Origin of the sequence: Shinella sp. S4-D37 (assembly GCF_040812195.1) — a bacterium.
Taxonomy (GTDB): Bacteria; Pseudomonadota; Alphaproteobacteria; order Rhizobiales; family Rhizobiaceae; genus Shinella.
On the sequence record NZ_JBFNXL010000005.1, the window covers coordinates 2,258,414 to 2,275,479 of the forward strand.

Annotated in this window: 16 protein-coding genes; 7 read left to right on the forward strand and 9 right to left on the reverse strand. The window is 66.5% G+C overall.

Features of this window, described 5'->3' with window-relative positions; genetic code table 11:
- Positions 1-6 precede the first annotated feature (6 nt).
- Positions 7-1,416 carry a hypothetical protein gene (locus AB3G45_RS18510; protein ID WP_367831927.1) on the forward strand — a complete coding sequence of 470 codons (1,410 nt, stop codon included), beginning with the start codon at positions 7-9 and terminating at the stop codon, positions 1,414-1,416.
- 71 nt (positions 1,417-1,487) lie between these two features.
- Here the strand turns inward: AB3G45_RS18510 and ndk are convergent, their stop codons facing one another.
- Together ndk and AB3G45_RS18520 are read right to left on the reverse strand one after the other, a co-directional pair.
- Positions 1,488-1,910 (reverse strand): nucleoside-diphosphate kinase, encoded by a 423-nt coding sequence (ndk, locus tag AB3G45_RS18515; RefSeq protein WP_028736091.1) that lies wholly within the window; start codon positions 1,908-1,910, stop codon positions 1,488-1,490.
- 105 nt (positions 1,911-2,015) lie between these two features.
- A complete protein-coding gene (locus AB3G45_RS18520; RefSeq protein WP_367831928.1) occupies positions 2,016-2,705 on the reverse strand; it encodes a glutathione S-transferase family protein in 690 nt (229 codons plus the stop codon).
- A gap of 134 nt (positions 2,706-2,839) precedes the next feature.
- On the opposite strand from AB3G45_RS18520, the gene AB3G45_RS18525 reads away from it, so the two are divergent.
- The 4 genes from AB3G45_RS18525 to AB3G45_RS18540 all read left to right on the forward strand — a co-directional run bounded on the left by AB3G45_RS18525 (position 2,840) and on the right by AB3G45_RS18540 (position 7,077).
- The gene (locus AB3G45_RS18525) at positions 2,840-3,349 is read left to right on the forward strand and encodes a DinB family protein (protein ID WP_367831929.1); all 510 of its coding nucleotides are present in this window, start codon (positions 2,840-2,842) and stop codon (positions 3,347-3,349) included.
- Between the two features lie 198 nt (positions 3,350-3,547).
- Positions 3,548-3,832, forward strand: coding sequence for a hypothetical protein (locus AB3G45_RS18530; protein ID WP_367831930.1), 285 nt, complete (start codon positions 3,548-3,550; stop codon positions 3,830-3,832).
- Positions 3,833-4,029: 197 nt separating this feature from the next.
- On the forward strand, positions 4,030-5,109 hold the full coding sequence (locus AB3G45_RS18535; RefSeq protein WP_367831931.1) for a GGDEF domain-containing protein: 1,080 nt from the start codon (positions 4,030-4,032) through the stop codon (positions 5,107-5,109).
- An 81-nt stretch (positions 5,110-5,190) separates the two neighbouring features.
- Entirely contained in the window at positions 5,191-7,077 is a 1,887-nt protein-coding gene (locus AB3G45_RS18540; RefSeq protein WP_367831932.1) for an ABC-F family ATP-binding cassette domain-containing protein, read from the forward strand.
- A 6-nt stretch (positions 7,078-7,083) separates the two neighbouring features.
- Here AB3G45_RS18540 and AB3G45_RS18545 read toward each other — a convergent pair whose 3' ends face one another.
- Positions 7,084-7,926 (reverse strand): GNAT family N-acetyltransferase, encoded by an 843-nt coding sequence (locus AB3G45_RS18545; RefSeq protein ID WP_367831933.1) that lies wholly within the window; start codon positions 7,924-7,926, stop codon positions 7,084-7,086.
- 252 nt (positions 7,927-8,178) lie between these two features.
- Between AB3G45_RS18545 and AB3G45_RS18550 the strand changes: the two genes are divergently transcribed.
- A complete protein-coding gene (locus AB3G45_RS18550) occupies positions 8,179-9,285 on the forward strand; it encodes a TRAP transporter substrate-binding protein (RefSeq protein WP_367831934.1) in 1,107 nt (368 codons plus the stop codon).
- Positions 9,286-9,539: 254 nt separating this feature from the next.
- On the opposite strand, the gene AB3G45_RS18555 is transcribed toward AB3G45_RS18550, so the two are convergent.
- Both AB3G45_RS18555 and AB3G45_RS18560 read right to left on the reverse strand, forming a co-directional pair.
- Entirely contained in the window at positions 9,540-11,312 is a 1,773-nt protein-coding gene (locus AB3G45_RS18555; RefSeq protein WP_367831935.1) for a TRAP transporter large permease subunit, read from the reverse strand.
- Complete coding sequence (locus tag AB3G45_RS18560) at positions 11,309-11,884, reverse strand: TRAP transporter small permease subunit (protein WP_367831936.1); 576 nt, start codon at positions 11,882-11,884, stop codon at positions 11,309-11,311. The genes AB3G45_RS18555 and AB3G45_RS18560 overlap by 4 nt, the downstream gene beginning before the upstream one ends.
- A gap of 247 nt (positions 11,885-12,131) precedes the next feature.
- Between AB3G45_RS18560 and AB3G45_RS18565 the strand changes: the two genes are divergently transcribed.
- Positions 12,132-13,058 carry a Gfo/Idh/MocA family protein gene (locus AB3G45_RS18565; RefSeq protein WP_367831937.1) on the forward strand — a complete coding sequence of 309 codons (927 nt, stop codon included), beginning with the start codon at positions 12,132-12,134 and terminating at the stop codon, positions 13,056-13,058.
- Positions 13,059-13,096: 38 nt separating this feature from the next.
- On the opposite strand, the gene AB3G45_RS18570 is transcribed toward AB3G45_RS18565, so the two are convergent.
- The 4 genes from AB3G45_RS18570 to AB3G45_RS18585 form a co-directional block, all read right to left on the reverse strand.
- Complete coding sequence (locus AB3G45_RS18570) at positions 13,097-14,392, reverse strand: MFS transporter (RefSeq protein ID WP_367831938.1); 1,296 nt, start codon at positions 14,390-14,392, stop codon at positions 13,097-13,099.
- Between the two features lie 73 nt (positions 14,393-14,465).
- On the reverse strand, positions 14,466-14,867 hold the full coding sequence (locus tag AB3G45_RS18575) for a MarR family winged helix-turn-helix transcriptional regulator (protein ID WP_367831939.1): 402 nt from the start codon (positions 14,865-14,867) through the stop codon (positions 14,466-14,468).
- 53 nt (positions 14,868-14,920) lie between these two features.
- A complete protein-coding gene (locus AB3G45_RS18580; RefSeq protein ID WP_367831940.1) occupies positions 14,921-15,370 on the reverse strand; it encodes a DNA polymerase III subunit chi in 450 nt (149 codons plus the stop codon).
- A 7-nt stretch (positions 15,371-15,377) separates the two neighbouring features.
- Positions 15,378-16,868, reverse strand: a complete 1,491-nt coding sequence (locus AB3G45_RS18585; protein ID WP_367831941.1) for a leucyl aminopeptidase — start codon at positions 16,866-16,868, stop codon at positions 15,378-15,380.
- Between the last annotated feature and the right edge of the window lie 198 nt (positions 16,869-17,066).

Here is a 17,066-nt window from a genome sequence, read left to right on the forward strand (position 1 = left end):
GGACCAATGCGATTCCTGCCTGGCCTGGCGCTCGGCCTTTCCGTGCTCGCCCCCGCGGCCCATGCCGAGGATGCGGCAGCCTGCCCGGCACAACCCGTCATCCTCGCCTTTTCCGACATGGTGCTGGCGGATCGGGAGACGCTGCCGCGATTGGAGGCGCGCGGGTTCGGGGCGGAGGCGGCCTATCTGAAGATCCGCTATGGCGGGCTTTCCATGGACGCGGCGGCGGAGCTCGCCCATGCCCTGCGCGATGCCGGCGTGCGGGAAGCGATCGATCTTGCCGGCGCCATCGATGCGACGCGCGACGGGTTCGGCGCGCTGGACAATGCCGATCCGGTTCAGCTGAACGGGTTGGTTTCCACCCTGCGGGCCATCCTGCTGCACGGCGACGGCGAAAAGCTGCTGGCCGCCATCGCCAGCCTGCCGCCGGAACGGCAAGTCCCGGTCAGCGGACGGATCGTGCCCGTCATCGCGGACAGGCCCGACGAGGAGAAGGCGGAACTTGCCGCATCGGCGGGCCGCCACAAGCTGTTCTTCCTCCAGGCCGGTCTCGTGGCGAGCCGGCGCGACGCGAATGCCTGGTCCGCCTTCGTCGCCGGCTTTCCCGATACGAGCCGGCTTTCCGACCTGACGCGGATGTGGAGCTGGACGCCGGCGCTCGTCGGCAATCCGGCCCTGCCGCGGATCCCGGTGCCCGACGCCGCGGCCCAGGCGACGCAGAAGAGCCTGCACACCGTCTGGATTATGGCGGCGAGGGCGCCGGAACGCGATTTCCTGATGACCTATCTGAACCAGACCGGCGACATCGCCGCGGCGGAAAAGGCGGCGAACGCGGTCCTGGCCGAGATCGCGGCGGGGCGAATCAGGCAGGAAGGCCTGCTCGATCCCGCATGGCTTGTGGCCTACCGGACGCTTCGCGCTGCCGGACACGATCCCGCCGTGGTCGATACGACGCTCGAAAGCATGTCCATCAACACGCGCCGCATCGTTCCCCCGACCGGCAATGTCTCTATACGGGACCTCCTCGACCGGGTCGTCGCGATCGACGCGCTCGGGCCCTATCTCACCGGCAAAGCCGATGTCCTGCCGGGAATGCCGGTGGATATCAGCGCGAAATTCCAGGCGGAATGGCCCTTGTGGACGGAGCTTTCCGGCTCGCTGAAATCCGTGCCGCTGACGCCGCTCGGCAAAGACCCGGTCAAGGCGCCGATTGTCGCGGAACTGCTGTTCGCTGCCGGCGACCATGCCCGCCTTGCCGATTTCGTCCTTGCCGTCGAGCCGGCCGAAACGAGGCTTGCCCTCGCCACGGATTTCGCGATCCGCCTCGATCGCGGCTGCGCGAGCTATCTGCACCATCCGGCCGAAGCGCTGCTCTTCGCCGGCCAGCCGATCTTCAAGTTCGATCCGGAAAAATGAAGAACCGGAGCCTTTCGGCCCCGGTTCCCAAATCCTGTCAAAGGCTTCCGGCCGCAGCCGGACAAACCGATTCAGCCGACGATTTCGGTGTCGGAGAACCAGTACTTGATTTCCTGGGCAGCCGTTTCCGGAGCGTCCGAGCCGTGAACCGAGTTCTCGCCGATCGACAGGGCGTGCGTCTTGCGGATCGTGCCCTCGTCGGCGTTGGCCGGGTTGGTGGCGCCCATGATTTCGCGGTTCTTCAGGATGGCGTTCTCGCCTTCCAGGACCTGGACGATCGTCGGGCCGGAGGTCATGCCTTCGACGAGCTCGCCGAAGAACGGACGCTCCTTGTGAACGGCGTAGAAGCCTTCGGCTTCGCGCTTGCTCATCCAGACGCGCTTGGAAGCAACGACGCGCAGGCCCGCGTCTTCGAGCATCTTGGTGATCGCGCCGGTCAGGTTGCGCTTCGTCGCGTCCGGCTTGATCATCGAAAAGGTGCGTTCAATCGCCATTTTCCCGTTTCCCTTGGTTTTCCGGTGAAAGTGGCCGGTTCCATAGCCGCCCGCGCCCAGCAAAACAAGAGGGGCGCCGCGATTGGCGCCGCCGGCGGCAAAGTTTCACGCCGCCGTCACACGATGGCCGACGCCGCCGTGCAGGTCGAGGCAGCGGGCGAACCAGCCGGCGACGGCATCGCCCTCCTCCAGCACTTTCGTGCCGGCCGTCGTGCGCAGCCATTGCAGCGCGCCGAAGACGATGTAGTCCGCAAAGAGCGGGCTTTCGCCGCCGATGAAGGGCTGGGCCTTCAGCATGTTGCGCAGCGGCTGGAGCCTTTTGGAAAAGCCCTCGATCTCCGCCTTGCCGGCCGCCGCGATGTCCTCCAGCGAGGCGCCGAGGCGCTCCTCGCGGCTGCGGCGGAAATAGGTCTGGTCTGCCGGCTCCAGCAGGTTGTGGATGTCGAGGATGGCAATGCGGGTCACGGCCATGTGCAGGGCCGACTGCGACCAGCTCTCGACGAAGCGGGCCATCGCCCTGCCGCCCTCCCCGCCGAACAGCGACGGCCGGTCGGGATAGGCCACGTCGAGATAGAGCGCGATGTCGAAACTGTCGCGCACCAGCCGGTCGCCGTCGCGCAGCAGCGGCACGGTCGCCGTGCTGCCGTCCTCGATGGCCGGGATCTCGGTGAAGCCGACCGGCACCGTCTCGTAGGAAAGGCCCTTGTGGGCGAGCGACATGACGGTCTTCCAGACATGGGGCGAGAACTGGCGGGTGCGGTCGGCGCCGGAAAGCGCATAGAGCAGTCTGGTCATGAAGGCCTCGTCGTTCGGTTTGCCGCCATTGGACCGCAGGACGGCGCCTGGCGCAAATCAGATAATTTCATGAATGGCATTCATGCCGCCGATGCGCGCTTCGGCTATAGTCCCGGCAGATCACGGAGACCACGATGCGCGACCACTACCGCCTGTACGCCGCCTACAATGCCTGGGCCAACCGCACCCTCTATGCCGAGGTCGGCAAGCTCGACGACGAGGCCTTCCGCCGGGATCTCGGCGCCTTCTTCGGCTCGCTGCACCGCACGCTGAACCATCTGCTGACCGCCGACCGCATCTGGCTGAAGCGTTTTACCGGTGCCGGCGACGCCCCGACGTGCCTCGACGCGATCCTCCACGAGGATTTTCCCGGCCTGCTGGCGGCGCGGCAGGCGGAAGACGCGCGGCTGACCGCCTATGTCGATTCGCTGTCGGAAGAGACGATCGCCGCCGATATCACCTATAGCCCGCTCACCAATCCCACTGTCATCACCCACCCGCTCGGCCCTGCCCTCACCCACATGTTCAACCACCAGACCCACCATCGCGGCCAGTGCCATGCCATGCTGACGATGGTCGGCGGGCCGAGCATCACACTCGATCTCATCTATTTCGCGCGCACGGACGGAAGGGAATTCCTATAAATTTTAGGGTGAGTGCCTCTTCCTGCTCCTGCAAGAGTAGTGATACAGTCGCGCGGTATGGGAGTGCTCGGCATCGATCAAGGGGGCTGCTCCGCCCTGTCACCCAAGTGACAGGCATGGGCGATCGGTAATGGGATAGTCGCTGCCATTGAGGCCGGTGCGGGACGGCACGGGCCTCTCCTGAAAGAGGGAAGAACAATGGCAAGAACGACCGAAGAGTGGGCAGCCCTGCTCGGCAGTACGCTTTGCAAGATGGCACGGGTCTACGGCACCGACGCCCCGAACGCCTACCTGCCGGAGGAGTGCTATCCGGTGATCGAGAAGACCCTGGACGTGGCGCTGCAGGAAGCGCGCGCGGAGGGATATGCGGCAGCCCTGCGCGACCTCCAGCAAAATCGCGCGCCCCGCGCCGCGCAGCCGCCCCGCACCACCGTGTTCGGGCAGGTGATGCGGGTGATCCCGCTTGCCCGCCGGACGGCATGAGGGTCCGGACCACCTCCTCGTACGGCGGCAACCGCGGATGCCGCCGTACGAGGATGCGGTCCACCCGTCTTGCGGTTAATCAACTCTGGCCTGAATTTTTCACCGGCACACGCAAAATTAACCGCGCGATCCGATAGTTACGCCGATCGATAGCTCCAGCGCCGGCCGTCCGCCGGCGCACCACCCGACGGCGTCTCATGAGCAGCAAGGACAGCACCGCCCCCAACACGCAGCCCGCCGTGCCGCCGATCACGGCGCGCATCGCCCATGTGATGGCCAATCTCGGCATAACCGGCCTGCCGCGCAATTACGAACTCTTGTTCGAGGCGATGAACGGCAATGCGGGCGTGGCACGCGAGATCGCGGCGCTCGGCAAGGCGCCGGACCAGGCGTCGCTCGATTCGATCGCGCTGCGCTACGCCCTGCCCAGCCACAATGCGCTGGCGGCCGGCCAGGCGGCGGGCGAAGCGGTGCGGGTGCTCGGCGAAATCGCGGCGGCGGGGGAAGCCAGCCGGCGCGACCGCGCGGTCGCCCTGCAGGAACTGGAAGAGATCGCCGCCCGCATGCGCCAGGACCCGGTGCTCGGCATTTCCGATTTTTCCAGCGATGCCGGCCGACTCCTGTCGATCCTGCGCGATATCCTCGGCGCCGACCGCGCGTCCACCGCGCGGCTGGAAGACCTGCAGGCCCATCTCGACGGCCTGCGCTCGGGCCTTTCCGTCAGCCGCGAGGCGCTGACCCACGATCCCGTGACCGGCCTTGGCAACCACGCCGCGCTGCTCGGCCTGCTGAAGGCCTTCTTCCAGGGCGAGGCGACGGGCGAGACCGCGGCCCTTCTGATGTTCCGCGTCGAGCAGCTCAGGGAATTTGCCGAGACCCACCCGGCGGGCGCGGCGGAAAAGACGCTGAAGCGCCTCGCCGCGATCTTCCGCCGTTCGGTCAAGAAGGGCGATTTCGTCGCGCGTACCGGGCCGGACGTCTTCTGCCTGCTGCTGTCCGACGTCAGCCGCGAGATCGCGGTGACCATCGCCCGCCGCATCGCCGCGCGGGTTGCGGAAAAGCCCTTCCCCTTCATGGAGCGCGAACTGCCGGCCGGTTTCCTGACGCTGACGGCCGGCGTCTCGATGAGCGATGCGGCCACGACGCCGGCCATGCTCTACGACCAGGCCGGGCAGGCGCTCGCCTATGCCGGCGAAACCGGCATCGCGCTGCGCATCTACTCGGCCGAGGTCGCCGACCGGTCCGGCCGGGGCTATCGCGGCGGCGCGGCGGCCTGACGCGCGCCGTCTTCTCTTTTGGCATGATTCCGGGCGCAAAACCGCTTCGCACTTTCGCGGGAATTGCTCTATAGACCCGGCATGATCACGATTTCCGGCCTCACCGCCCGCGTTGCCGGGCGCCTCCTCATCGATAACGCCTCCCTTTCGCTGCCGAGCGGGGTGAAGGTGGGTCTCGTCGGCCGCAACGGCACCGGCAAGTCCACGCTGTTCCGCGTCATCACCGGCCAGCTCGCCTCCGAGGCCGGCAGCATCTCGCTGCCGAAGAACGCGCGCATCGGCCAGGTGGCGCAGGAAGCGCCGGGCACGGACGATCCGCTGATCGAGATCGTGCTGGCCGCCGACAAGGAGCGTGCAAGCCTCCTGAAGGAAGCGGAGACGGCGAGCGACCCGCATCGCATCGCCGAGATCCAGACGCGGCTCGGCGATATCGGCGCCCATTCGGCGGAAGCGCGCGCGGCGAGCATCCTTTCCGGCCTCGGCTTCGACCACGAGGCGCAGCAGCGCCCGGCGAAGAGCTTTTCCGGCGGGTGGCGCATGCGCGTGGCGCTGGCGGCCGTGCTGTTCTCCGAGCCGGACCTGCTGCTGCTCGACGAGCCGACCAACTATCTCGATCTCGAAGGCACGCTCTGGCTGGAGGATTACGTGCGGCGCTATCCGCACACGGTCATCATCATCAGCCACGACCGGGACCTGCTCAACACCGCCGTCAACGCCATCGTGCATCTCGACCAGCAGAAGCTGACCTTCTATCGCGGCTCCTACGACCAGTTCGAGCGCCAGAAGGCCGAAGCCGACGAATTGCAGATGAAGGCCAAGGCCAAGAACGAGGCCGCGCGAAAACACCTGCAGAGCTTCATCGACCGCTTCAAGGCCAAGGCGACCAAGGCCAAGCAGGCGCAGAGCCGCGTCAAGGCGCTGGAGCGCATGGGCACGGTCGCCGCCGTCGTCGAAACGCATGTCCAGCCGATCACCTTCCCCGAGCCGGAAAAGCAGCCCGCCTCGCCGATCGTGGCGATCGAGGGCGGCGCGGTCGGCTATGTGCCGGGCAAGCCGATCCTGAAACAGATCAGCCTGCGCATCGACAACGACGACCGCATCGCCCTCTTGGGTTCGAACGGCAACGGCAAGTCGACCTTCGCCAAGTTCATCTCCGGCCGGCTGGAGGCTGAATCGGGCGCGGTGAAGCGCGCCCCGGGCCTCAAGATCGGCTTCTTCGCCCAGCACCAGCTCGACGACCTTGTCCCCGAGCAGTCGCCGGTCGAGCATGTGCGCCGGCTGATGCCCGAGGCGCCGGAGGCGAAGGTGCGCGCCCGTGTGGCCCAGATGGGGCTTGCGACGGAGAAGATGTCGACCGCGGCAAAGGACCTTTCCGGCGGCGAGAAGGCGCGCCTCTTGATGGGACTTGCGGCCTTCGACGCGCCGAACCTCCTCATCCTCGACGAACCGACGAACCATCTCGACATCGACAGCCGCCGCGCGCTGATCGAGGCGCTGAACGACTACGAGGGCGCGGTCATCCTCATCTCGCACGACCGGCACCTCATCGAGGCGACCGTCGATCGGCTCTGGCTGGTCAACAACGGCACGGTGAAGACCTTCGACGGCGACATGGAGGAATATCGCAGCCTCATCGTCCAGTCCGGCAGGAAGGACGACAGGGAGAAATCCGCCTCCAACGGCGGCGAGGCCAGCAAGGCGGACCTGCGCAAGGCCAATGCCGACCGGCGCGCCCAGCTCGCCCCCTTGAAGAAAAAGATCAATGAAATCGAATCCCTGACGGCAAAGCTGCAGAAGCAGATTCAGCTTCTTGACGTGGAGCTTGCAGATCCGGTGCTCTACGAGAAGAGCCCGGCCAAGGCCACGGAAAAGGCCAAGCTGCGCGCCATGGCGGCCGGCAAGCTGAACGACGCCGAGGAACAGTGGCTGGAGCTTTCCGCGCAGTACGAGGAAGCGATGGCCGGGTAGCGCCGCTCAGCCGAGTTCGAAGGTGGTGATGCCGAAGATATGGCCGAGCGGCAGGTCCGGCGCCGCGCCGCGATACATGCGCGCCGTCTCGAAGACCGGCGAGAGGCCGTGGCGCACGCAGAGCGCCTTCGCCTCGGCGTTCGGCGCGGGAATGTCGAGAAACACCTCCCCGCCGCCGACGCTTGCGACCAGCGCGCGGAAGATCAGTTCCGCCCCCACATCGGTGTCGGAAAACAGCGGACCGATCTTGAAACCCTCCCGGCAGGCGCGGATCGTGCCGTAGCCGGAAATGCCGGTGCCGTGCAGCAGCGCGACGCTCTGGCGCGTCTCCTGCTCCTTCAGCCATTCGCGCAGGAACGCCTCGCGGCGCGCGGGATGGAAACGCGCATCGTAGTCGACGATCAGCGGCATGTGGACGGGCGAGACCGGCGTCAGCCGCCGATCGCCCGGCATCGGGCTCTGCACCCGGCCGCCATAACGGATGTTGGCATGGGCGAAGGCGAAGCCGGCGCGACGATAGTTCTCCTGCTGGGTGACGACCCCGTCGAGGCCGACGGTGCGGCCCCCGGCAAGCTCCATCGCCGCGTTCCACAGGCGCAGGCCCACGCCCTGCCCGCGCGCCTGCGGATGCACGATGTAGAAGCCGAGGAATGCGTAATGCGCGCCGTAGCGCACCAGCGAGATCGCGCCCACGAGGCGCTTGTCGGCCTCCGCCACGAGATAGCCCTCGGGATCGGCCACCCAGAACGGCGCGGCATCGCCGAGGCCGGGGTTCCATCCTTCCGCCGCGGCGAAGTCGAGGATCTCGACCAGTTCGTCGCGATAGGCCCTGCGAATCTCGATATCCATGCTGTCGCCTTCCGCCCCGTCGTTTCCCGCCCAATCTTTCAATCGCGGCAAGGGCTGTCAACCGGCACCGGAAAGCGCCGGAAAAGTCCAAAAAACAGGCAGATAGCGGAGAATCGACGCCTAAGACGAAAGTTGTAGAAGGCGCTTTCGCGTTCTTTCCCGCCCCGGCTTGAAACCCCCTTGCCGACATGGTTAGGTTCCCGGTGATGACAAGGAGCGGGAAAAGCACCGCTCGCCATTGGGAGGAACATTATGGATCGTCGTTCATTCATGAAGAAAGCCGGTGTCGCCGGCGTGGGCGGTGCGGCCGCCACGGTACTTGCGACCCCGGCCATCGCGCAGAGTAATCCGAAGATCAACTGGCGCCTCGCCTCCTCCTTCCCCAAATCGCTCGACACGATCTATGGCGGCGCCGAAGTGCTGTCGAAATACGTCTCCGAAGCAACGGACGGCAATTTCCAGATCCAGGCTTTCGCGGCCGGTGAGATCGTGCCCGGCCTGCAGGCCGCCGATGCCGCCGCCGCCGGCACGGTCGAGGCCGCCCACACGGTGGCCTATTACTACTGGGGCAAGGACCCGGTCTGGGCGCTCGGCGCGGCCGTGCCCTTCGCGCTCAACGCGCGCGGCATGAACGCCTGGCAGTACCATGGCGGCGGCATCGACCTCTTCAACGAATTCCTCGCCACCCAGGGCCTCGTCGGCTTCCCCGGCGGCAATACCGGCGTGCAGATGGGCGGCTGGTTCCGCAAGGAGATCAAGACCGTCGCCGACCTGCAGGGCCTGAAGATGCGCATCGGCGGCTTTGCCGGCAAGGTCGTCGAGAAGCTCGGCGTCGTGCCGCAGCAGATCGCCGGCGGCGACATCTATCCCTCGCTCGAAAAGGGCACGATCGACGCCGCCGAATGGGTCGGCCCCTATGACGACGAGAAGCTCGGCTTCTACAAGGTCGCACCCTACTACTACTATCCCGGCTGGTGGGAAGGCGGCCCGACGGTGCATGCCATGTTCAACAAGGCGGCCTATGACGGCCTGCCGAAGGCCTACCAGTCGCTGCTGCGCACGGCCTGCCAGGCGACCGACGCGAACATGCTGCAGAAATACGACTACCTGAACCCCTCGGCCATCAAGCGCCTCGTCGCCGCCGGCGCGAAGCTCAGCCCGTTCAGCCAGGAAATCCTGTCGGCCTGCTTCGACGCCTCCAACGAGGTCTATGCCGAGATGGAAGCCTCGAACCCGACCTTCAAGAAGATCTGGGACTCGATCAAGGGCTTCCGCGGCGAATACTACCTCAACGCCCAGATCGCCGAATACAACTACGACACGTTCATGATGATCCAGCAGCGCAGCGACAAGCTGTAAGCGCCCGCCGGAAACCGCAAAAAACCCCGGAGCAGCGATGCTCCGGGGTTTTTCTTTGGCTTGCGGCGACTCCTCGGTTTGTTGACAGACCTCACACCACCCACGACGTCATCCTCAGCCTTGAGCCGAGGATCCACCTCCGCGCCCGGAGCGTGGATGGTCGGGTCAGGCCCGACCATGACGGAGAGGAGAGGTTTGCTGCACTTCGCCATCAGTCTGAAGGGCCGGCTTGCGCCAGCCCCATTGGCAGTTCATCAGTTGAAGGACGGTGGGCTGGAGAGGTCCGTTGCCGGTTTCTGGTCACCGCCCTCGGCCGGTTTCTGCTCGCCGCCCTCCAGCGGGTTGCCGGCGGGAAGCTGCAGGCCGCCGGGCAGGCCGAGGCCGCCGCCATTGTCGGGCAGCGTCAGGCCGCCGCCGAAGCCGGGCACCTCGATCTTGATGGTGGCCGGATCGATGCCGGTCCCCTCGCCCTTGTAGTGCATGACCATGCCCGGGAAGAGGATGGTGAGCGCCACCATGACAACCTGGATGCCGACGAAGGGCACGGCGCCCCAGTAGATCTGCGTCGTGGTCACCGGCTGGGTCACCTTGCCGGTCACCTTGTCGAGATAGGGGACACGGGCGGCGACCGAGCGCAGGTAGAACAGCGCGAAGCCGAAGGGCGGATGCATGAAGCTCGTCTGCATGTTGATGCCGAGCAGCACGCCGAACCAGATGAGGTCGATGCCGAGCTTGTCGGCGGCCGGCGCCAGCAGCGGCACGATGATGAAGGCGAGCTCGAAGAAATCGAGGAAGAACGCCAGGAAGAAGACCAGCACGTTCACCGCGATCAGGAAGCCCGTCTCGCCGCCCGGCAGCGAGACCAGCAGGTGCTCGACCCACAGGTGCCCGTTCACGCCGTAGAAGGTGAGCGAGAAGACGCGGGCGCCGATGAGGATGAACATGACGAAGGACGAAAGCCGCGTGGTGGCCGTCAGCGCGGAGCGGACGACCTCCATGCTCAGCCGGCCCTTGGCCGCCGCCATGGCGAGCGCCCCCACCGCGCCCATGGCCCCGCCCTCCGTCGGCGTGGCGATGCCGAGGAAGATCGTGCCGAGCACGAGGAAGATCAGCGCCAGCGGCGGGATCAGCACGATGATGACCTGCTGGGCGAGCCGCGACATCATGTTGGTGTTCAACGCCTTGTCGGCCACCGCCACGATATAGATGAAGATGACGCCGACGGTGGCGCCGAGGATGTCGGCGTTCTCGCCCTGGGTCGGATAGAGGAAGATATGCGCGGCATAGGCAAAGCCGGCCGCCACCGCGAGCGCTATGGCCAGCGACGTGACCCCCGCGCCGAGCGAGCGCGCCTCCAGCGGCAGCGCCGGCATGGCGTCGCGCTTGAGGAAGGTCATCAGCAGGATATAGAGCATGTAGAGCCCGGTCAGCACCAGGCCCGGGATGAGCGCGCCGGCATACATGTCGCCGACCGAGCGGCCGAGCTGGTCGGCAAGCACGATGAGGACGAGCGACGGCGGGATGATCTGCGCCAGCGTGCCGGAGGCCGCGATGACGCCCGAGGCGATCGACCGGTCATAGCCGTAGCGCAGCATGATCGGCAGCGAGATGAGGCCCATGGCGATGACCGAGGCGGCGACGACGCCGGTGGTGGCTGCAAGCAGCGCGCCGACGAAGATGACCGCATAGGCAAGGCCGCCGCGGATCGGCCCGAAAAGCTGGCCGATCGTGTCGAGCAGGTCCTCGGCCATGCCGGATTTCTCCAGCACGATCCCCATGAAGGTGAAGAAGGGGATGGCGAGCAGGGTGTCGTTCGACATCACCCCCCAGAGCCGTTCCGGCATCGCGTTCAGCAGCGGCCAGGAGAGGTTGATCGAATCGGACAGCGGCGCGAGCTCCACGCCGACGATGAAGAAGAGCAGGCCGTTCGCCGCCAGCGAGAACGCCACCGGATAGCCCAGCAGCAGGAACACGATCAGCGACATGAACATGATCGGCGCGAGGTTTTCCGCGATGAACTCGATCATGCGCCCTTCTCCTCTGCGATGGCCGATTCGAGCGGGGCATGCGACGGCACGTAGGGCGTTGGGTCCTCCATGTCGCCGCGCATGATGGCGATCTTCTTGATGATCTCGGAAACGCCCTGGAAGGCCAGCAGCACGAAGCCGCCGAGCAGCACGGCCTTGGCCGGCCAGACGATGAGGCCGCCGGCGCTGGAGGACCCCTCGCCCGAGCGGAAGGACATCAGGACGTAGGGCACGAGGAAATAGACCATCAGCAGCACGAAGGGCATCAGGAAGAGGCAATGGCCGATAAGGTCGATCCGGTGCTGCACGCGGCGCGAAAACTTGCCGTAGACCACGTCGATGCGGATGTGCTCGTTCTGCGCCAGCGTATAGGCGGCGGCGAGCATGAAGGCACCGCCGAAGAGATACCATTGCGCCTCGAGCCAGGCATTGGACGATGTGTTGAAGGCTTTTCGGACGACGGCATTTCCGGCACTGACGAGCACGGCGACCAGGATGAGCCAGCCGACGGCCTTCCCGATGTTTTCCGTGATCACGTCGATGAGCCGGCTGAAGGCCAGCAGCGCTTTCATGAGAACTCCTCCCCGCTTGGTGTGTTATTGCTTTAGTGCCAAGCACAGCCAGAGTGCCGATTTCAAGACCCGTTTCAAGCCCGCGGTCCGGTTTTCCCGGCCTGAGAGCCTCCATTAGACGAAAGGCGAAGAGGGCTTCGGCCGCATTGCACAAACGATAGGCAAATCCGCGCGCACGGGCACCCTTGCCCCCCTCCGCGGTTCTGCTACAACAGCGCCAAATCATCATACAAATGAGGGTGGAGCCATGTCCCCGATCAATCTCGCAATCGTCGGCGTCGGCAAAATCGTGCGCGACCAGCATCTTCCGGCCGTCGCGAAGGATGCCGACTACAGGCTGATCGCCGCGGCGAGCCGCCACGGCACGGTCGACGGCATCGACAATTTCAAGTCGATCGACGAGATGCTGGCCGCCGTGCCCGCGATCGACGCCGTCTCGCTCTGCATGCCGCCGCAATACCGCTACGAGGCGGCCGAAAAGGCGCTGTCGGCCGGCAAGCACGTCTTCCTCGAAAAGCCGCCAGGCGCGACGCTCTCCGAAGTCGCCGACCTCGAAGCGCTAGCCGCCGCCAAGGGCGTTTCGCTCTTCGCGAGCTGGCATTCGCGTTATGCGCCGGCCGTCGAGGCCACAAAGAGCTTTCTTGCCGGCACGACGATCCGCTCCATGCGGGTGATCTGGAAGGAGGACGTGCGCCACTGGCATCCGAACCAGGAATGGATCTGGCAGGCGGGCGGCCTCGGCGTCTTCGACCCGGGCATCAACGCGCTCTCCATCGTCACCCATATCCTGCCGCGCCCCGTCTTCATCACCGCGGCCACGCTGGAATTCCCGGAAAACCGCGACGCGCCGATCGCCGCCGCGATGACCTTCACCGATGCGAAGGGCCTCGACCTTGCCGCCGAATTCGACTGGCGCCAGACCGGCAAGCAGAGTTGGGACATCGTTGCCGAGACCGAGGCCGGCGCGATGGTCCTGTCGGAGGGCGGCGCGAAGCTCTCCATCGACGGCAAGCTGGTGCACGAGGCGCCGGAGCAGGAATATCCGATGCTCTACAGGCGCTTCGCCGAACTGGTGAAGGCCGGGAAGTCCGACGTCGACCTCGCGCCGCTGCGCCACGTCGCCGATGCCTTCATGCTCGGCCGGCGCAAGTTCGTCGAGACCTTCCACGACTGAACAGGCAAAAGGCCCGCCAACCGGCGGGCCTTTTGCCATCACCCCGCCTGCGCGCCGAGCGGGGCCGGGCCCGGGCGCTTCACCAGCAGCACCGAGAGCGCGGCGAGGATGCACATCAGGCCGGCGACTTGCAGCGCGGGCATGTAGGTATCGTAATCGCTCTTGAGATAGCCCGCGCCGAAGGCCGCCGTCGCAGCGCCGAGCTGATGGCCGGCAAAAACCCAGCCGAAGACGAGGCCGGCCTTCTCGCGGCCGAAATTCTCCGCGGCGAGCTTGACGGTCGGCGGCACGGTCGCGACCCAGTCGAGGCCGTAGAAGACGGCGAAGACCGAAAGCTCCACCACGCCGAAGCCGGAGAAGGACAGGTAGAGCAGCGACAGGCCGCGCAGGCCGTAGAACCAGAAGAGCAGGAAGCGGTTGTCGTAGCGGTCGGACAGCCAGCCGGCGAAGACGGTGCCGAAGAAATCGAAGAGGCCGATGACGGCGAGCGTGCCGGCGGCCGTGACCGCCGCCATGCCGAAATCGCCGCAGATCGAGATCCAGTGCGTCTGGATGAGGCCGTTGGTGGACAGGCCGCAGACGAAGAACGTGCCGAACAGCACCCAGAAGACCGCGTTGCCGGAGACGCTCTTCAGCGTGACGAGCGGCGCAAGCAGCGTGGCGCGCAGGCTGTGGTCCTGCTTCGGCGGGCGGACGACCGCCGTCTCGCCATAGGCCGGCAGGCCGAGATCGGCGGGATGATCGCGCATCAGGAGAAGGACGAGCACCATGGCCGCGGCGATGACGGCGACGGCGAGCGTCAGGGCCGCGCGCCAGCCATAGGCTTGCGTCAGCGCGGCGAGCAGCGGCAGGAAGACGAGCTGGCCGGTCGCGCTGCTCGCCGTCATCAGGCCGACGACGAGGCCGCGGCGCCTGGAGAACCAGCGTGCGGCGACGGTGGCGCCGAGCACCAGCGCCGTCATGCCGGTGCCGACGCCGATGACGAGGCCCCAGAGTACGAGAAGCTGCCAGACCTCGGTCATGAGGAAGGAGGCGACGATACCGCCCATGATCAGCGCCAGGGCCGTGGCGACCACCTGGCGGATGCCGAAATGGTTCATGAAGGCGGCGGCGAAGGGGCCGAGCAGGCCGAAGAGCACCAGCCGCACCGCCATGGCGGACGAGATATCGGCGATGTCCCAGCCGAATTCCTCATGCAGCGGCTGGATCATGACGCCGGCCGAGCCCATCGCGCCGGCCGTCCCCAGCATGGTGAGGAAGGTGGTGGCGGCCACCACCCAGCCGTAGTGAAGATTGCGCCCGGCCATCCAGCGGGCGACGCCTGTCGAGATCATGGTTCGGTCCCTTTCCTCGTTGCCGCCGGTGCGGCCGATTTTGCGGGTAGATACCCCTATTATCGTCAAAAAATCACAGCGCCGCGAGCAGGTCCCGCAACTGCCGGGCGCCGTCCGGCCCCAGCCGGGCCTCGATGGCATCCTGCACGCCGTCCCAAAGCGGGGCCCCTTCCCGCAGCACCGCACGGCCGGGCTCGGCGATGGTCAGCATGGCCTCGCGCTGGTCCTTGCCGGGCTTGATGGCGACCAGCCCCATGCGCTCCAGCACCCTGGCATTGCGGCCGACCGTCGAGCGGTCGAGCTCGACGCGCGCGCCGAGGTCGGTCAGCGAGACGGGGGCCATGCGGTCGATGGTTCGCAGCAGGCTGAACTGGGCGATGTTCACGCCCAGCGGCGCCAGCGCCTCGTCATAGTAGGACGAGACCTTTCGCGAGGCCTTGCGCAGGACGATGCAGTGGCAGATATCCCTGGACATGCTTGCGGGCATATACCCACGACAAGCCGGACGCAAGGCCTGCCTGAACGCGGTCAGGCCTTCTTCATCCAGCGGCCGTCGCTGTTCTGCTGCCAGTAGGTGAGCTGGTGCCCCTCGCCCTTCAGGCGCTTCCAGTGCGCGCGCGCTGTCTCCACCTCGGTCTGGTCGTAACCGTCGAACATGAAGATGACGCGCGCATAGGCATCGAGCGCCGGCGGTTCGGCGCCGGCGACGAGGAAGCGCACCGTCGCGCCGTTGGCATTGTCGGCGGCGGTCGTCAGAAGCACCGGCTGGTCGGCGGGAAAGGCCTGCTCGTCGGTGCCGTGCGGCAGGAAGCTCTCCTCGCGGAAGGTCCAGAGGTGCGTGTCGAGCGCATCGCGCCGTTCCGCGTCGCCGGTCTGCACGACGACGCGCCAGCCGCGTTCGAGGCTCTTGTCGAGGAGCGGCGGCAGCGCGTCCTCGAGCTTCGATTCGGTCAGGTGGTAGAAGAGGACTTCGCTCACCCTCTCCTCACCCTTCGTAATTCGCGCGCACCAGCTCATCCAGCAGGCGCACGCCGAAGCCGGAGCCCCAGGACTGGTTGATTTCGTCCGTCGGCGAGCCCATGGCCGTGCCGGCGATGTCGAGATGCGCCCAGGGCGTGTCCTTGACGAAGCGGTGCAGGAACTGCGCGGCGGTGATCGAGCCGGCATAGCGCCCGCCGGTGTTCTTCATGTCGGCGAACTTGCTGTCGATCATCTTGTCGTATTCGCGGCCGAGCGGCATGCGCCACAGCCGCTCGTTGGTCGACAGGCCCGCGGCGGTGAGGCGCGCGGCGAGCGTGTCGTCGTTGGAGAAGAGGCCGGCATGATGGCTGCCGAGCGCCACCATGATCGCGCCCGTCAGCGTCGCGAGGTTCACCATGAACTGCGGCTTGAAGGTCTCGTTGCAGTACCAGAGCGCATCGCACAGCACGAGGCGGCCTTCCGCGTCCGTGTTGATGACCTCGATCGTCTGGCCGGACATCGACCTGACGATATCGCCGGGGCGCTGGGCGTTGCCGTCGGGCATGTTCTCCACAAGGCCGAGGATGCCGACGACATTGGCCTTCGCCTTGCGGGCGGCGAGCGTGTGCATGAGGCCGATGACGGCGGCGGCGCCGCCCATGTCGCCCTTCATGTCCTCCATGCCGGCGGCCGGCTTGATGGAGATGCCGCCCGTATCGAAGACGACGCCCTTGCCGATGAAGGCGATCGGCCGGTCCTTCTCCTTGCCGCCCTTCCAGTGCATGACCGCAAGGCGCGGCGGGCGCACGGAGCCCTGCGCGACGCCCAGCAAAGCCCCCATGCCGAGCTTCCTCATCTCGCGCTCGGTGAGGATCTCCACCTCGACGCCGAGCTTTTCGAGCGCCCTGGCCTTGTCGGCGAATTCGACCGGGCCGAGCACGTTGGCCGGCTCGTTGACGAGGTTTCGGGCGAGAATCACGCCTTCGGCGAGCGCCTCGGACAGCTCGTTCGCCTTCTTGGCGGCGCTGGCGGCGGCGGTGACGATCGTCACCTTCACGGCCTTCTGGGCCTTCGCCTCGTCGTCCTCGCCCTTCTTCGTCTTGTAAGTGTCGAAGCTGTAGGCGCCGAGCTGCATGCCGAGGGCGAAATCGGCGGCGTTCTTCGCCGTCACGTCGGCGCCCGGCGCATCGAGATAGACCGTCGCCTTCTCCGCGCGGCCGATCCTGCCCGCCGCCGCGCCGCCGGCCTTCAGCCAGTCATGGGCCGCAAGCTTTTCAGCCTCGCCGAGGCCGAGCACGAGGATGCGGTCGACCGGCGCGCCGTGCGGCGCCAGGACGTCGAGCGTCTTCAGCGCCTTGCCGGTGAACTTCGCGACGCCCGCCGCCCGCGCGACGACGCCTTCCGGATCGACCTCGCCGAGGCCGGCCGCGGCCTCGCCGGCGATCTGCAGAAGGATCGCCAGGCCGCCCGAAGCGCGCGCCGTCTTTGTGAAACCGATGTCGAACCTGGAAGCCATGACTTACTCCGAATGTAGTGCCGGCAGGCCTGTCATCCCGCCCGGGAGGCCGCCAATCTCATCAACTCCTTGTCGCTTTTGCGGCGCTTGGCAAGATGCGACAGCTTGTTTACAGATGGATGGGCATGCTTGTTCGCCATAAATTTTCCATGCAGATGCGGGTTCCTGCCTATGGCGTCAGCCTGAAGAAAGCTTATA

Excerpts from the sequence above, each read along its gene's own strand:
- AB3G45_RS18520 (WP_367831928.1), bottom strand. The coding sequence starts at position 2,705 with ATGACCAGACTGCTCTATGCGCTTTCCGGCGCCGACCGCACCCGCCAG.
- AB3G45_RS18550 (WP_367831934.1), top strand. The coding sequence starts at position 8,179 with ATGGATCGTCGTTCATTCATGAAGAAAGCCGGTGTCGCCGGCGTGGGC.
- AB3G45_RS18585 (WP_367831941.1), bottom strand. The coding sequence starts at position 16,868 with ATGGCTTCCAGGTTCGACATCGGTTTCACAAAGACGGCGCGCGCTTCG.
- AB3G45_RS18560 (WP_367831936.1), bottom strand. The coding sequence starts at position 11,884 with ATGAAAGCGCTGCTGGCCTTCAGCCGGCTCATCGACGTGATCACGGAA.
- AB3G45_RS18555 (WP_367831935.1), bottom strand. The coding sequence starts at position 11,312 with ATGATCGAGTTCATCGCGGAAAACCTCGCGCCGATCATGTTCATGTCG.
- AB3G45_RS18575 (WP_367831939.1), bottom strand. The coding sequence starts at position 14,867 with ATGTCCAGGGATATCTGCCACTGCATCGTCCTGCGCAAGGCCTCGCGA.
- AB3G45_RS18510 (WP_367831927.1), top strand. The coding sequence starts at position 7 with ATGCGATTCCTGCCTGGCCTGGCGCTCGGCCTTTCCGTGCTCGCCCCC.
- AB3G45_RS18540 (WP_367831932.1), top strand. The coding sequence starts at position 5,191 with ATGATCACGATTTCCGGCCTCACCGCCCGCGTTGCCGGGCGCCTCCTC.
- AB3G45_RS18545 (WP_367831933.1), bottom strand. The coding sequence starts at position 7,926 with ATGGATATCGAGATTCGCAGGGCCTATCGCGACGAACTGGTCGAGATC.
- AB3G45_RS18565 (WP_367831937.1), top strand. The coding sequence starts at position 12,132 with ATGTCCCCGATCAATCTCGCAATCGTCGGCGTCGGCAAAATCGTGCGC.
- AB3G45_RS18570 (WP_367831938.1), bottom strand. The coding sequence starts at position 14,392 with ATGATCTCGACAGGCGTCGCCCGCTGGATGGCCGGGCGCAATCTTCAC.
- AB3G45_RS18525 (WP_367831929.1), top strand. The coding sequence starts at position 2,840 with ATGCGCGACCACTACCGCCTGTACGCCGCCTACAATGCCTGGGCCAAC.
- ndk (WP_028736091.1), bottom strand. The coding sequence starts at position 1,910 with ATGGCGATTGAACGCACCTTTTCGATGATCAAGCCGGACGCGACGAAG.
- AB3G45_RS18530 (WP_367831930.1), top strand. The coding sequence starts at position 3,548 with ATGGCAAGAACGACCGAAGAGTGGGCAGCCCTGCTCGGCAGTACGCTT.
- AB3G45_RS18535 (WP_367831931.1), top strand. The coding sequence starts at position 4,030 with ATGAGCAGCAAGGACAGCACCGCCCCCAACACGCAGCCCGCCGTGCCG.